The sequence below is a fragment of the Fictibacillus sp. S7 genome, from assembly GCF_004127935.1.
Classification (GTDB): domain Bacteria; phylum Bacillota; class Bacilli; order Bacillales; family Fictibacillaceae; genus Fictibacillus_C; species Fictibacillus_C enclensis.
In genome coordinates this window covers 4,533,384-4,546,775 of sequence record NZ_QJKL01000001.1, presented here as the reverse complement: position 1 = coordinate 4,546,775, position 13,392 = coordinate 4,533,384, and the positions used below count along the sequence as shown (strand labels likewise).

Annotated in this window: 12 protein-coding genes; 10 read left to right on the top strand and 2 right to left on the bottom strand. The window is 44.4% G+C overall.

Translation table 11 applies throughout. The annotated features are described in order from the left end of the window. Nucleotides 1-320 precede the first annotated feature (320 nt). Genes DMO16_RS23085 through DMO16_RS23070 form a run of 4 tightly spaced genes read left to right on the top strand, consistent with a single transcriptional unit; the run spans nt 321 to nt 4,095 of the window. The gene (locus tag DMO16_RS23085; protein ID WP_129480175.1) at nt 321-1,427 is read left to right on the top strand and encodes an ABC transporter ATP-binding protein; all 1,107 of its coding nucleotides are present in this window, start codon (nt 321-323) and stop codon (nt 1,425-1,427) included. Beyond that, nucleotides 1,417-2,220, top strand: coding sequence for an ABC transporter permease (locus DMO16_RS23080; RefSeq protein WP_129480174.1), 804 nt, complete (start codon nt 1,417-1,419; stop codon nt 2,218-2,220). Before DMO16_RS23085 ends, DMO16_RS23080 begins: the two co-directional genes overlap by 11 nt. Before the next feature lies 1 nt (nt 2,221). Further along, entirely contained in the window at nt 2,222-3,025 is an 804-nt protein-coding gene (locus tag DMO16_RS23075; RefSeq protein WP_129480173.1) for an ABC transporter permease, read from the top strand. After that, nucleotides 3,022-4,095: an ABC transporter substrate-binding protein gene (locus DMO16_RS23070; RefSeq protein WP_061972349.1), complete on the top strand. Its 1,074-nt coding sequence runs from the start codon at nt 3,022-3,024 to the stop codon at nt 4,093-4,095. The genes DMO16_RS23075 and DMO16_RS23070 overlap by 4 nt, the downstream gene beginning before the upstream one ends. A gap of 194 nt (nt 4,096-4,289) precedes the next feature. Here DMO16_RS23070 and DMO16_RS23065 read toward each other — a convergent pair whose 3' ends face one another. Next, nucleotides 4,290-6,719: a M14 family zinc carboxypeptidase gene (locus DMO16_RS23065; RefSeq protein ID WP_129480172.1), complete on the bottom strand. Its 2,430-nt coding sequence runs from the start codon at nt 6,717-6,719 to the stop codon at nt 4,290-4,292. A 527-nt stretch (nt 6,720-7,246) separates the two neighbouring features. Between DMO16_RS23065 and DMO16_RS23060 the strand changes: the two genes are divergently transcribed. Next, complete coding sequence (locus DMO16_RS23060; RefSeq protein ID WP_129480171.1) at nt 7,247-7,885, top strand: S1C family serine protease; 639 nt, start codon at nt 7,247-7,249, stop codon at nt 7,883-7,885. A 181-nt stretch (nt 7,886-8,066) separates the two neighbouring features. Here DMO16_RS23060 and DMO16_RS23055 read toward each other — a convergent pair whose 3' ends face one another. After that, nucleotides 8,067-9,284 carry an IS110 family transposase gene (locus DMO16_RS23055; protein WP_129476419.1) on the bottom strand — a complete coding sequence of 406 codons (1,218 nt, stop codon included), beginning with the start codon at nt 9,282-9,284 and terminating at the stop codon, nt 8,067-8,069. A gap of 316 nt (nt 9,285-9,600) precedes the next feature. On the opposite strand from DMO16_RS23055, the gene DMO16_RS23050 reads away from it, so the two are divergent. The 5 genes from DMO16_RS23050 to DMO16_RS25295 all read left to right on the top strand — a co-directional run bounded on the left by DMO16_RS23050 (nt 9,601) and on the right by DMO16_RS25295 (nt 13,309). After that, nucleotides 9,601-10,917 carry an alkaline phosphatase family protein gene (locus tag DMO16_RS23050; protein ID WP_129480170.1) on the top strand — a complete coding sequence of 439 codons (1,317 nt, stop codon included), beginning with the start codon at nt 9,601-9,603 and terminating at the stop codon, nt 10,915-10,917. A 40-nt stretch (nt 10,918-10,957) separates the two neighbouring features. Beyond that, nucleotides 10,958-12,292: an MFS transporter gene (locus tag DMO16_RS23045; RefSeq protein WP_061972343.1), complete on the top strand. Its 1,335-nt coding sequence runs from the start codon at nt 10,958-10,960 to the stop codon at nt 12,290-12,292. 51 nt (nt 12,293-12,343) lie between these two features. Next, on the top strand, nt 12,344-12,496 hold the full coding sequence (locus tag DMO16_RS23040; RefSeq protein WP_074440556.1) for a YpzG family protein: 153 nt from the start codon (nt 12,344-12,346) through the stop codon (nt 12,494-12,496). Nucleotides 12,497-12,602: 106 nt separating this feature from the next. Continuing rightward, complete coding sequence (locus DMO16_RS23035; protein ID WP_129480169.1) at nt 12,603-13,061, top strand: nucleoside 2-deoxyribosyltransferase; 459 nt, start codon at nt 12,603-12,605, stop codon at nt 13,059-13,061. Between the two features lie 113 nt (nt 13,062-13,174). Further along, nucleotides 13,175-13,309, top strand: a complete 135-nt coding sequence (locus DMO16_RS25295; RefSeq protein ID WP_276203858.1) for a hypothetical protein — start codon at nt 13,175-13,177, stop codon at nt 13,307-13,309. The last annotated feature ends 83 nt before the right edge of the window (nt 13,310-13,392 follow it).

Here is a 13,392-nt window from a genome sequence, read left to right as displayed (position 1 = left end):
CGGGAGTCACCCTCGGCTGTATCACCTTCTTTCAGTTCATGATTCTCATAATCTTGTACCTATTCAAATAGGAGACATTGTATCTCGTTATAAGATAGCGCTTTCAACTTCTATTATAGGACTACCCCGATAAAATGAAAAATAGGGAGCATCGAAATGCTCCCTTAAATGATCTCACTCATCCTGCCTCGATAACTCCAGGTTTTTTTGTTAAAAATGATCGGGTTTTCAGGTATAATTGTTCAGAACAAAAAGGTTCAGTTTATTTAATGACGGTATAGACAAACAGTTGTTGAAATTGGGATAGATGAGGGGTTGCGATGACAAACGCTATTATTCAATTTAAACAGGTTACCAAACAGTATGATAATGATCCGGCTGTGCTGGATCATGTAAGTTTTGAAATTGAACGGGGAAAGTTTTACACCCTGCTGGGCCCATCAGGCTGCGGAAAAACGACCATTCTTCGCCTGATCGCCGGATTTACGGAAGCCACAAAGGGAGAAATCTTTTTTAATGGCAAAAAAATCAATGATGTGCCTGCCAATAAACGTCAGGTGAACACAGTCTTTCAGGATTATGCTCTTTTTCCTCATTTGAATGTATTTGAAAATGTAGCTTTTGGACTGCGCATTAAAAAAATGAAGAATGCCGGTATTCAACAAAAGGTCAGGGAAGCATTGAGTTTCGTCAACCTGGACGGTTATGAAACCCGTGAGATCCGTGAAATGTCCGGCGGACAGCGGCAGCGTGTGGCGATTGCGCGGGCCATCGTCAATGAGCCTGAAGTGATTTTGCTGGACGAGCCTCTATCTGCTCTTGACTTAAAGCTGCGGACAGAGATGCAGTATGAGCTGCGTGAACTGCAGCGCCGGCTGGGCATCACCTTTATTTTCGTTACTCATGACCAGGAAGAAGCCCTTGCCATGTCTGATGAGATTTTCGTCTTGAACAAAGGAATCATCCAGCAAAGCGGCACGCCGATCGATATTTATGACGAACCCATTAACCGCTTTGTTGCTGACTTTATCGGGGAATCCAACATTGTCGAAGGAAAAATGATCAAAGATTACCTTGTGGAATTCGTCGGCGGCCAATTTGAGTGCGTGGACAGAGGCCTCAATCCGAATGAATCCGTGGATATCGTGATCCGTCCGGAAGATTTGGAAATCACTACGCTTGAACGCGGAAATCTTCAAGTAAAGGTAGATTCCCAGCTGTTCCGTGGCGTTCACTACGAAATCAGCTGCTATGACAAAGACGGCAACGAATGGCTCGTCCATTCCACAAGGAAAGCGGCAGTCGGTGATGAGATTGGATTGTACTTTGATCCGGAGGCGATTCACGTTATGCGGTTAGGGGAAACCGAAGCGGATTTTGACCGCCGTTTGGAAGCTTACTCTGCAGGAGATGCCCATGAGCAATAAAGTAACCCGCAATTTGTATCTGTTTCCTTACGCTCTTTGGATTGTTCTGTTTGTAGTGGCTCCGCTGCTGCTCGTTATTTACTATTCGTTTTTTGATATCGAAGGACATTTTTCGCTGGTCAACTACAAGACGTTCTTCACTGCGGTCTATTTAAAAATGACCCTGAGTTCCTTCTGGTATGCGTTTTTGATTACGGTTATTTCATTAATCATTGCGTATCCGACGGCCTACTTGCTGACAAAAACCAAACATAAGCAGCTGTGGCTTCTGCTGATTATTGTGCCGTCATGGATTAACCTTCTTCTGAAGGCTTATGCGTTTCTCGGTATTTTTGGCACAAAAGGTATTGCGAACAGTTTTTTGGAAGCTATCGGCATTGGTTCAAAGCAAATTTTGTTTACCGATTTCAGCTTTGTTTTTGTATCGGTCTATATTTTTATTCCATTTATGATCCTGCCGATTTTCAATGCGTTGAATGAGCTGAATCCGACGCTGCTGGATGCGGCCAATGATTTGGGAGCATCCAAATGGATCACCTTCCGCCGAGTCATATTTCCGCTGACGATTGACGGTGTGAAGGCAGGCTGCCAGGTCGTTTTTATACCCGCCTTGTCTCTGTTCATGCTCACGCGCTTGATCGCGGGAAACCGTGTCATCACGCTTGGTACAGCCATTGAACAGCAGTTTCTCGTAACACAGGACTGGGGCATGGGCTCCACCATCGCTGTGTTCTTAATTCTTATCATGTTCCTGATCATCAGCCTGACCGGGAACCGAAAGCGTGGTGTATAAATTGGAACAAAGAATTACACCTTTATCACGCATATATCTGGTGCTCATCTTTTTCATCCTTTATGCACCTATTTTCTTCCTTGTGTTTTATTCATTTAACAGCGGCGGCACTATGTATAACTTTAAAAGTTTTACATTGGACTGGTACAAGGAACTGTTCCAGGATTCCAGGCTGCTGATCATTGTACTGAATACCCTGGTCATTGCACTCGTTTCTTCGCTGTTTGCGACAATCATCGGTACACTGGGGGCTCTGGGCATCCACAGCATCCGCAAGCGTCAGACGAAGAATACGCTTCTCTCGCTGAACAATGTGCTGATTGTCAGTCCGGATGTTATCATTGGCGCGTCCTTTCTGATTCTGTTTACAATGGCAGGTATTAAACTGGGGATGTATTCAGTGCTCCTTTCACATATCGCGTTCAGTATACCGATTGTGGTGCTTATGGTGCTGCCGAAGCTGTCCGAAATGAGTCCGACCTTGATTGATGCGGCCAGAGATCTTGGTGCAAGCCAATGGAATGTGCTGGCAAAGGTTATACTGCCCTTTATTACACCAGGAATCTTTGCAGGGTTTTTCATGGCACTGACCTATTCACTTGATGATTTTGCCGTTACTTTTTTCGTGACCGGAAATGGCTTTACCACCCTTTCTGTGGAGATCTATTCGCTGGCACGCCGGGGAATATCGCTTAATATCAATGCTCTGTCCGCCCTTCTGTTTTTATTTACACTTGTGCTCGTTGTTGTATATTACTTTATTTCGCATCGCAACCGGCCGGGAAGATGGGGGGGTAAAAAATGAGCAAGCTTCTCCGCTTTTTTCTTGGCATCATTCTTGTTTCTGCCGTTCTCTTTTATGCACTGTCTGAACTTAATTCATCACAGGGCTATTCTGGCAAAAACACACTCACCATCTATAACTGGGGAGATTATATTGACACGGATTTGATTAAACGCTTTGAAAAGGAGACCGGCATTAAAGTCATCTATGAAACCTTTGACTCCAATGAAGCGATGCTGACCAAGATTCAGCAAGGCGGAACAACGTACGATATTGCTGTTCCATCTGAATATATGATCGATAAGATGCGGAAGGAGCATCTCTTGATTCCACTGGATCACTCCAAGCTTCCGAATTTAAAAAATATTGACCCACGTTTTATGGATCTTCCGTTTGATGAAGGCAACAAATATTCTGTTCCTTATTTCTGGGGAACAGTCGGGATCGTCTACAATCCTAAAATGCTGAATGGCAAAAAAATCACCAGCTGGAATGACTTGTGGGATCCTGATTTGAGGAATAAGATTCTGCTGGTTGACGGCGCCCGTGAAATCATGGGAATGGGGCTGAACAGCCTTGGTTATTCCCTGAATGACACAAACCATGCCCACCTGCAGGAAGCGAAACGAAAGCTGGATACCTTAACACCGAACATTAAGGCCATCGTCGGCGATGAAATCCGCCTGCTGCTTCAGAACGAGGAAGCTTCCATCGGTATCGTATGGTCGGGTGTTGCCTCCGAGATTATGAGCGAGAACGAGGATCTCGAATATGTCGTACCGAAAGAAGGATCCAACCTCTGGTTTGACAACATGGTCATTCCAAAAACAGCAAAAAACAAAGAAGCGGCACTTAAATTTATGAACTTTATGCTCGATCCAAAAGTAGCCGCACAAAATGCGGAATACGTGAACTATTCCACACCAAATAAAAAAGCCCTCGCTTACATGCCGAAAGAAACGGTCAACGATGAGCGCTTTTATCCGTCGCCTAAACTGACAGAAAAACTTGAGGTATATGAAAACCTCGGTAAAAAGAATTTAGCCTACTATAATGAGCTGTTCTTGGAATTTAAGATGCACCGGAAGTAAAAAAAAGAGAGGGACTGCAGCCAGGCAGCTCCCTCTCTTTTTTTGTTTAAGACCGACTCAATACTTTATGCAATCTGTCCGAGAACTCTTTTGGATGCATGCTGCTTCCCACATGATTGCCAGGGAAATCGATCACAGATGTTCCGAGCTTGGCCGCAAGTCCTAGTGCATATTGATACGGACTTGCTCATTCATTACTTGCTGTAAACAGCGTTGGAAAGCAGGCGGAACAGATAATCGTTATGATCTCGGAAACCTGCTTCAATTCCCATCAGAGTCACATCTTTGGACTTGTCTTTGATGATAACCGGCTGTCCTTGAGCGGCCTGGCGATTTTTCCAATGACCGGCCACAAAGAAATCAGCATTGTTTTTAAAGGTTGCCACTGTATCATAGCCATCGGTGTCGGAGTACCATACTGGACCATATACGAAGCCGTAATCACTGGATTTATAGCCTTGTGTTAATGGATTGTTCTTGTAGTCGACACGGACAATTCCATTTGAATCACCATTGCCTTTGTTGATGGTTACGTTTGTGAGTCCAAGTGTTTTTGCTGCACTGGCTGCCCCGGCTCCGACTGCGATATATTTTCCGCCGCCATTTACAAAGTCAGTAATTTTCTTTTTGAAGGACTCGAACTGTGCTTCGTTTTCCAAGCCAAACTCGGCATTGGCTTTACTATTTTTATAGGATATCAGATTGGACGTTCCGCTGTAGAAAAAGACATCGGTAGTGCCCAGCCCCTTATTGGCAAGCTCGGTTGGTGTTAATTCTTTTACGTTGAAGCCCAGTCGTTCAAGCGCCAGCTTTGTTCCTGAATGCGATTGTGCCTTGCTCATTCCACCATCTTTTAAAATGGTTACCTTCACGGATTGCACGTTTTTCGCACCTGCTGGAATCTTGGCACTCTTGATGGTCAGCCCCGAATAACGGACGAGTCTCACAGCATCAAGGGTGATCTTGCTATTAAGATAGAAATCACCATTTGCATCACGCTTGACCACATATCCCTTTTGAACCAATTTATTGGCAAGCTCTACGGATTTCACAGACGTATTCGGAATCTGGTATGGGCCATCCCCTACTAGATGTCCCTGATCGTCGGCTTCTTTTACCGGAGCAAGAGAGAAGGTTGTGCTGCTGTCCGCCGGCACTTGAATCGCATCAAAGCCCCAAAGCTCAGGCAGGCTCCATGCTGAAATATCGTACATGGCCGGTGTATCATTGGTAATATCTTCTCCATCCCAGAGCATGGTATTGGCCAGTCCCGCTTTTGCCTGGCTCATGTTCACCACGTACGTTCCGGCCGGATACGTTTTTCCGTCAAAGGTGAATGGCTGGACGGCTTTGCTTACATCAATGTCATTTTTAATCAAATGGTTGACCGCTTTTTCTGTGGCAGTAGAATCTTTTGGATCTGACGGCAAAATGTAGGCTTTCGGGAAAAAGCCTTTCTTATGGAAAGGATGGTCAAAGTTAATACCGCGCTTGAACACTTCAATCTGGTCCTCCACCATGCCTGTTTTGTTTTGTGCGGCATAATTCAATGCCCCCATCACCGCATCATAATGCCACTTTACACCATCCCAGTCATTGGTCGGCGTTTCCAGGGTATAGCCGTAAGAACCGTGATACATGGCATACATTGGAGTGAAAATTGGAGGATAATCATCCCATCCTGCTGTATCATCACGCTGTGGTATGTAAGCACCCGTCATGTTCTGGTAATCCACCTTTGAAGTCGAGGTATTGGTATTTTGATAGTCGCTTCGGTTGCTGACAATTTCATCCTCCATCGCTTCCGCCTGATTCATGGACCACTTGGAGAACAGATCATACTCATAGTTCGGGTTATGCGGCGGCGTACATGGTTCAATCAGTCCTGGATGGTCCGGTCCTCCATAGGCCTTTACATAACCATGCAGATCCAGGAACACCATTGGGTTCCATTCGGTGATGAGTGACACCATCTGCTGTGTTTCCGGCTGGGACTGGGTAATGAAATCACGGTTTAAATCGATGCCATTGCCATTAAAACGCGTCGCATTCACACGCCCATCCGGATTCGCCACGACATTAAAAATTAAGATTTGCGTGCTGAGGATTTTTTTAGTTTCTGCATCATTCTCTTTCGCAAATCGCTCGATTAGCTGAAGCACGGCATCCGATCCCGAAAACTCTGTTCCATGAATGGAACCGTTGATCATGACAGGCACCTTTACATCAGGATGCTTCTCAATAAATTTCTGTGCCTTTTCGGGATTCTTAAACATTTGCTTTCTCAGTTTCTTGTAATATCCCATTTTCCCATTAGCGGACGGCTCTGCAACCGTCACGACATACATATCTTTGCCATCGGCGGACTTCCCCTGTTTCTCTACTTTTACGCGAGGACTTTGTTTTTGAATGTCCATCAACTTCTGTCCAATTTTGCTGTATTTCACAAAATCATAGTTTTCACTGTTAAACAGGCTGCCATCTTTCTCATCTTGCGTTTCATAAACATTGACATTATGCCACCCGACCTGTGCTTTGGCCGGTGATTCAGCCAGCGCTGCATACGGTGCAGCCAGAATGCTGAGCCCTATTAGTCCCGTCGCCGCTTTCTGTTTTAATCCCATCAACCCATCTCCTCTTTTTCATTTTTGGAAAACTATTACAATATTCATAGTATCGTATGAATATTCAAACATACATCGTAATAAAGTACTAATTATCCTTTAAAAATCTTATTGAATCGTGCGATCTAAAAAGATTTTATCGATCTTTTTTACTACCATTGACACATACGAAACTATGAATATATACGTGTATTAAGAAAAAGTTAAGGAAGTTCCTCCATACTAAGCTTATATAAACAACAACCTGTTTGACAGGTGAATAATAAAAGGATGGTGGAGAACAAGGACCAAGAACGCCGTTCAACTGGTAAAAGAAAAGAAGTCTAGATGCCTTTTCTATCTGGACTGACAGGAGCTGTGGTCGGCGGAGCATGCGTCCTGTTTATGTATACGGGTGATATCGCACCATCCATTGGGCAAACCGAATCAGCCAACCAAAAGTAACAACGGCCCAAGAGAATTCCAAGAACAACACAGTCAAAACACTCCCTGTTTCAACCTCGTCCAGTACAAAGGATGTTTCGTCCATGGTGGAAAAAGCACTTCCGTCAGTGGTAGGTGTCAATAATTATCAAGCCTCCTCCTCTTTATCTGGCTCCGGTTCAAATGAACAGGAAGGTGCAAACAAGCTTGAGGTGAAACTAAACGATGGAACTACCCTTTCTGCCAAACTGCTTGGGTCGGACCAATGGCTGGATCTTGCCGTTCTCGAAATTGACGACAGTAAAGTAAAGAGTGTGGCCAACCTTGGGAATTCAGATGCTGTGAAAGCCGGTGAGCAGGCCATCGCGATCGGGAACCCGCTCGGCTATTTGGCCATCGAGACACTGGAAAAACAGGGCAAGATTAAGCGTCCACAGATGGGAATCGTCCCTCAGTCCTTGAATCAGATCCCAACAGCCTCCCGCCAGCACGATTTGAATCTTCCTGATACCGTCCAAAATGGCGCAGTGGTTCTGAATGTCAAAGCCGGCAGTCCAGCAGAAAAAGCCGGCCTGCAAAATTACGACGTCATTACTGAATTGGACGGGAAGGAGATTGACACTGCAGCAAGTCTGCGGGAATATATCTTCAAACACCAAGCCGGCGATCACATTACCGTCACCTATTATCGGGATGGCCAAAAGGCCTCTGCAGAACTTACACTCGAAGACGTATCAAAGTAGTAGGAAAGATCCAAAGAGGCTGTCCTGACTTCTTGGACAGCCCCTTTCTTACGATTAGTCAATAGTTTTTTAGGGAGTCATTAAGCCTTCGGTATTGTCACTTTATTTAAGGCATTCTAAATACCCCTAGTTGTAGCTGTTTTTTAAACTAGGGGAGAATTATGATATAATAGTCAAAACATTACTTACCAGCTGCTATCTGGTAATCGTAATGCAAATTGTGTGTAATAAGGTGGAATAGGCATTTCAATAACTTATTCACACACGCGATGGACGCGACTTTATGACGTTTGTTATAAGGTTGCGTTTTTAGTTTGTCGTAGTAATCTACAAAATGGTTATCCCCAAAACGCCTCTGTTTAATCATATTTTGAATGGTAAGATACAGGATCTTTCGTAAATGTTTGTTCCCTCGCCTATTGATTTTATCTTTATACAAGATGGTGCCGGATTGAAAACGCCGAATATCAATACCGGCATAAGCGTTCAGTTGTTTGTTGGTTTTAAAACGGTGAATGTCACCAATTTCAGCGATTAAACGCACAGCTGTGTTGGTCCCAATGCCAGGAAAACTCATTAACACTTGATAATCTTTTCGTTCTTGTGAAAGGTCTGCCATCTGCTTAATCACTTCTTCACGTTGTCGCAGAATAGCCAAACAGCGTTTGGCATAGTACTTTAACTGCTCGCATCTTATATCATCTTCATCTACAGCTGGATAAGAATACTCAGCGATTTCTAGAAGTTGTATGGCTTTCTTCTCTGCCGTTTTGGGGGCAAGCTTTTTACTGGTATTGGCAAGCAACCGATTTCGAATGACCGTTTTCGATCGTTGCTTTACACAATCCGGATGAGGAAACAGTTGTAAGATGTTCAAAAACAACTCCGATTTTCCCGTAAATAGTGTTTCTATCTCTGGAAAAGTAAGCTGAAGCAGGGTATGTATACGACTTCTGACCAATTTTAATTCCTGATCCAGTTCATGATAATAACGGGAAAGAGAGCGCATTTGATCATAATAATCGTCTTGTGCGATTTTATTTTTTCTGTCCGAGGTAAAATGAGTTTGAGCGAGCCGATGGGCATCGCTTTTATCCGTCTTATGCATTCGCATAGAAGCCGTTTGAAGTTTAGATTCGAGAGGATTTAATAAGCAATAAGGAAAACCATGATCGTTCATAAATCGCTCTAATTGGCGGGAGTAAACTCCTGTGGCTTCAAAGACAATTTCTGGTGTATGTCCATCCTGCTGAACAAGTGCGACAATGCGCTGATACAGTTTCTCAAAATGAATCTTATTATGTAGTATTTCTCCTTCAAAAACACAACACCTCGAGGTGTTGTAAATCACCATATAACTTTTTCCCATACTTACGTCAAAAGCAATAATACTCATCATTACGTTCCTCCCTCAAAACGATTGCAGAAGTCCTCACCTATCCCTATCGATTCCATTTTCTTTTACACGATCTCAACGGATCCAACATACTGAAACTGATTCATATAAGGACGGTGAAGTTGGTCTGTTTTGCGTGCGAACTTAAAGTTCCGGGGCTGCCTCGACCTATTCTTCACCTCTACAAAAAAATAGTAGCACAAACCATGGCCGTGGTTTGTGCTACTAATCTTAGTATGTTTTCTTTCCTTCTTTTTAAAGGAGCAGCCTTATATCATGAAGAAACAGTTATTATTGAGATTATTGCAGGGAGGCCCTCATGAACCGCCTGACAGACCATTTAATTGTCATCTCTTTTGATTGTCTTTCTTCACTTGATTTTCCTGTGATCAAGGAGCTTCCCCACTTTCAAGAGCTTCTCAAGTGGGGATCATATTGCACCAATGTTGAATCCATTTATCCTACCGTCACCTATCCATGCCATGCCACCATCGTGACCGGCAATTATCCGAAGCGCCATGGTGTTGTGAACAATACCTATCTCCAGCCAGGAAGAGTTTCACCTGACTGGCATTGGCACCGGAGACATATTCAGGGCACGACCCTTTTTGATGAAGCCAAACAGGCGGGAATGAAGACCGGTGCGCTGCTCTGGCCGGTCACAGCAAAAGCCGATATTGATTATCATATGCCTGAGATCTTTGCGAACCGGCCGTGGCACCACCAAATACCTGTCTCGCTCATGAATGGCAGTGTCTTTTACCAGCTTGGCATGAACCGGCGTTTTGGCCATATCCGCAATGGGCTCAACCAGCCCGAGCTCGATAACTTTGTACTGGAATCAGCCGTTCATACGATCAAAACAAAAAATCCCGACCTCTTGCTTGTTCATTTTACCGACCTGGATACCCAGCGGCATTACCATGGGTTCTCTTCAGAGGAGGCAATGAATGCACTAAAGCGCCATGATGACCGGCTCGGCAGGATTCATGCAGCGGTAAAAGAGAGTGGTTCTGCTGAAAACACAACCATTGTCGCACTCGGTGACCATAGTGCACTCGATGAAACAACCGGTATTCAACTAAACGTCCTGTTTAAGGAACAGGGCTGGATTTCTGTTACTCCAATAGGAAAGGTGACAAATTGGCAGGTCTACTGCCATAGCTGTGATGGCTCGGCATATATATACATAAGAAACAAAAGCGATAAAGACCTCACAAAAAGGGTCAATGCTCTCCTTCTTCAATTAACAAAGAAGGAAGAAAACGGCATCGAACAAGTGCTGACAGGAGAGGAAGCCGGAGCATTGGGAGCCGATCCTCGCTGCGATTTTATGCTGGAGGCATGTGATGGATATTATTTTAAAGAAAATCTGGAGGGAGACTTTCTTCACCACGTCACGAAGGAGGATGTTCGTGCCAAACGATATACGTATGCCTGTCATGGCTATTCTCCCAAAAAAGAAAATTACGCCACATTTTTTGCAGCAGCCGGAAAAGGAATCAGACCCCATCAGGAGATTCCTGCGATGCGCCTGATCCACGAGGGTCCAACAATGGCCAGATTGCTCGGATTGTACTTGGGAGAAACAGACGGCTCGGTGGTTGAAGGATTATTGACAGAAGAACGAGAATAACAAGCTAAGAAAAGAAGACGAAAATAAAGGGGATATGAGAATGAAATATTTCTCAAAGGAAGAAAGCAGTTGGATGTATTATGATTGGGCAAACTCCGCCTACTCGATTATTATTACTACCGCTGTATTTCCGCTTTTTTACAAAAGCGCTGCCATGAAGGCCGGTGTTAGCGCCGCAGATTCTACTGCGTATTTGGGATACACTATTGCCATTACCACCTTTATTCTGGCGATGCTTGGGCCGATACTGGGCACGATTGCTGATTATCGGGGCATGAAGAAAAAGTTTTTCGCCTTCTTTTTTGCAGTTGGTATCGCTTCAACCGCTTCTCTCGTGTTTATTCCCAGTGAGCAATGGCTTCTTTTACTGATCTTATATACGCTGACTGCTCTTGGCTTTAGCGGCTCCCTCGTTTTTTATGACGCCTTTTTGATCGATATTACCAACGAAGAGCGGATGAACAATGTATCTGCCCGGGGATTTGGCCTCGGCTATATCGGCAGTACCATTCCATTTTTGATCAGCATTGCAATCATCATTCTCGCACAAACCAAAACGCTTCCCCTTTCCACTGTCACCGCAAGCAAGCTGGCCTTCTTAATCACGGCTGTGTGGTGGGGATTGTTTTCGATCCCGTTCTTCAAACATGTTCACCAAAAATATTATGTCGAGCGGGAACCCCGCATCGTTCGCAACAGCTTCAAACGGCTCGGCCAGACCTTGAAACACATCCGCAGCTACCGTGCCCTCTTTTTGTTCCTGCTCGCCTATTTCTTTTATATCGATGGAGTCGGTACAATTATTTCCATGTCTACCGCTTATGGCTCCGACCTTGGCATCAGCTCTACTTCCCTGCTGATCATTTTATTCGTGACACAGGTGGTAGCCGCTCCGTTTGCGTTATTGTATGGAAGACTGGCTGAAAAATTCACCGGCAAAAAAATGCTCTATGTTGGCATATTTATCTATATCATTGTTTGCATTTATGCCTATTTCTTAAAAACTACACTGGATTTCTGGATCCTTGCCATGCTTGTCGCCACCTCACAAGGCGGTATTCAGGCGCTGTCCCGTTCCTACTTTGCCAAGCTTGTGCCAAAGCAGAAAGCCAACGAATTTTTCGGATTCTATAACATTTTTGGAAAATTCGCTTCCATTCTTGGCCCGCTCCTGGTTGGAGTTACCGCCCAGATGAGCGGCAATTCGAGCAGCGGTGTATTTTCCCTGATTCTTTTATTTATCATCGGCTTGATTTTGTTAAAGTTTGTTCCGGAAACCCGTGCAGATGCTTTGGATCGTGCAAATGATAAAAATGTCGGCCAATCCGACATAAATTTTCCGATAATGACGCATAATAATCAGGATATTCCCTGAATATCACCCTTGTTTCTGGATTGTTACTCTTAGCGGATGAGGTGAAAAGCCATGAGTTACAAAGATCATTTAGATCCTCACTCTAGTAAGTTTCACCACAATTGGACACGGCCGAAGCGTCAAAAATCTCAAGTGAATGGCCATACTGAGATGTCTCAGCAGAACATCATCTTGAGAAGCAACGCCAAAGCCCACCACTGGTAAGCATGACGAAAAAGAAACAGAAAAAAGAAGGCCTCTTCGGTCTTCTTTTTTTGTTTTTTCATAACCTATAAAGGGATTAACGCTTCGTCAAGAAAGAAGGTGTCCTATGAACGGAGACACAAGAAAGATCAGGGTTTTTATCGCCGGTCCCTTTTTTGATCAGGAACAGGTCGCCCGCATCCAAAGACTCGAGAATGCCTTGTCCCGCAATCCCCAGGTTGCTGAATTTTACTCCGCCCGGTTCCATCAGAACCAGCAGTATCCGTGGGGTTCAAAGGAGTGGAGAAAAGTCGTCTTTAACCTCGATCTCTACGCACTGCGTCGGGCAGATGTCGTCGTGGCGATTCACGATTACGAAGGAAAGAGCACCGACAGCGGGACAGCGTTTGAACTGGGCTACGCCTATGCTTATCAAAAGCCGATAATTTTAATTAAGGAAAAGGAAAGTGTCCCGAACCTCATGCTCATTGAAAGTCTTCATGCCTTCTTTACCAATGTGGATAGCATGGCTACCTATGATTTTATCCGAATGCCTGCCCAACCCTACGAAGGTCCATTTATTTAAAATTTCCCATTCCTGTAATGTGTCCAAGCCATTTCTAGCAATCCCCCATAGAATATAGGAGAGAAAAGAGATTTCCTTTTCTTATTTTTTGATACAGATATGGGGGATGAAGCATGTCCAGAAGAAGAAAAGTAGTGAGATGCAAAGCAAGAACACGCCGTACGAGCGGTGGTAAAGTGATTACCATTCGTTGCAGAGTCAGAAATAACCGGCGGCGCCGATCCAGCTCAAGTTCCAGCTCCTGGTAACTCATAACATGCAAAGGATGCTTTCTCTATAAGGGACAGCATCCTTTGTGTCTTCTCAAAGCGAGCGAGTTTTCTTTGTTATA

Excerpts from the sequence above, each read along its gene's own strand:
- DMO16_RS23065 (WP_129480172.1), bottom strand. The coding sequence starts at position 6,719 with ATGGGATTAAAACAGAAAGCGGCGACGGGACTAATAGGGCTCAGCATT.
- DMO16_RS23055 (WP_129476419.1), bottom strand. The coding sequence starts at position 9,284 with ATGATGAGTATTATTGCTTTTGACGTAAGTATGGGAAAAAGTTATATG.
- DMO16_RS23070 (WP_061972349.1), top strand. The coding sequence starts at position 3,022 with ATGAGCAAGCTTCTCCGCTTTTTTCTTGGCATCATTCTTGTTTCTGCC.
- DMO16_RS23050 (WP_129480170.1), top strand. The coding sequence starts at position 9,601 with ATGAACCGCCTGACAGACCATTTAATTGTCATCTCTTTTGATTGTCTT.
- DMO16_RS23035 (WP_129480169.1), top strand. The coding sequence starts at position 12,603 with ATGAACGGAGACACAAGAAAGATCAGGGTTTTTATCGCCGGTCCCTTT.
- DMO16_RS23085 (WP_129480175.1), top strand. The coding sequence starts at position 321 with ATGACAAACGCTATTATTCAATTTAAACAGGTTACCAAACAGTATGAT.
- DMO16_RS23045 (WP_061972343.1), top strand. The coding sequence starts at position 10,958 with ATGAAATATTTCTCAAAGGAAGAAAGCAGTTGGATGTATTATGATTGG.
- DMO16_RS25295 (WP_276203858.1), top strand. The coding sequence starts at position 13,175 with ATGTCCAGAAGAAGAAAAGTAGTGAGATGCAAAGCAAGAACACGCCGT.
- DMO16_RS23040 (WP_074440556.1), top strand. The coding sequence starts at position 12,344 with ATGAGTTACAAAGATCATTTAGATCCTCACTCTAGTAAGTTTCACCAC.
- DMO16_RS23060 (WP_129480171.1), top strand. The coding sequence starts at position 7,247 with ATGGTGGAAAAAGCACTTCCGTCAGTGGTAGGTGTCAATAATTATCAA.
- DMO16_RS23080 (WP_129480174.1), top strand. The coding sequence starts at position 1,417 with ATGAGCAATAAAGTAACCCGCAATTTGTATCTGTTTCCTTACGCTCTT.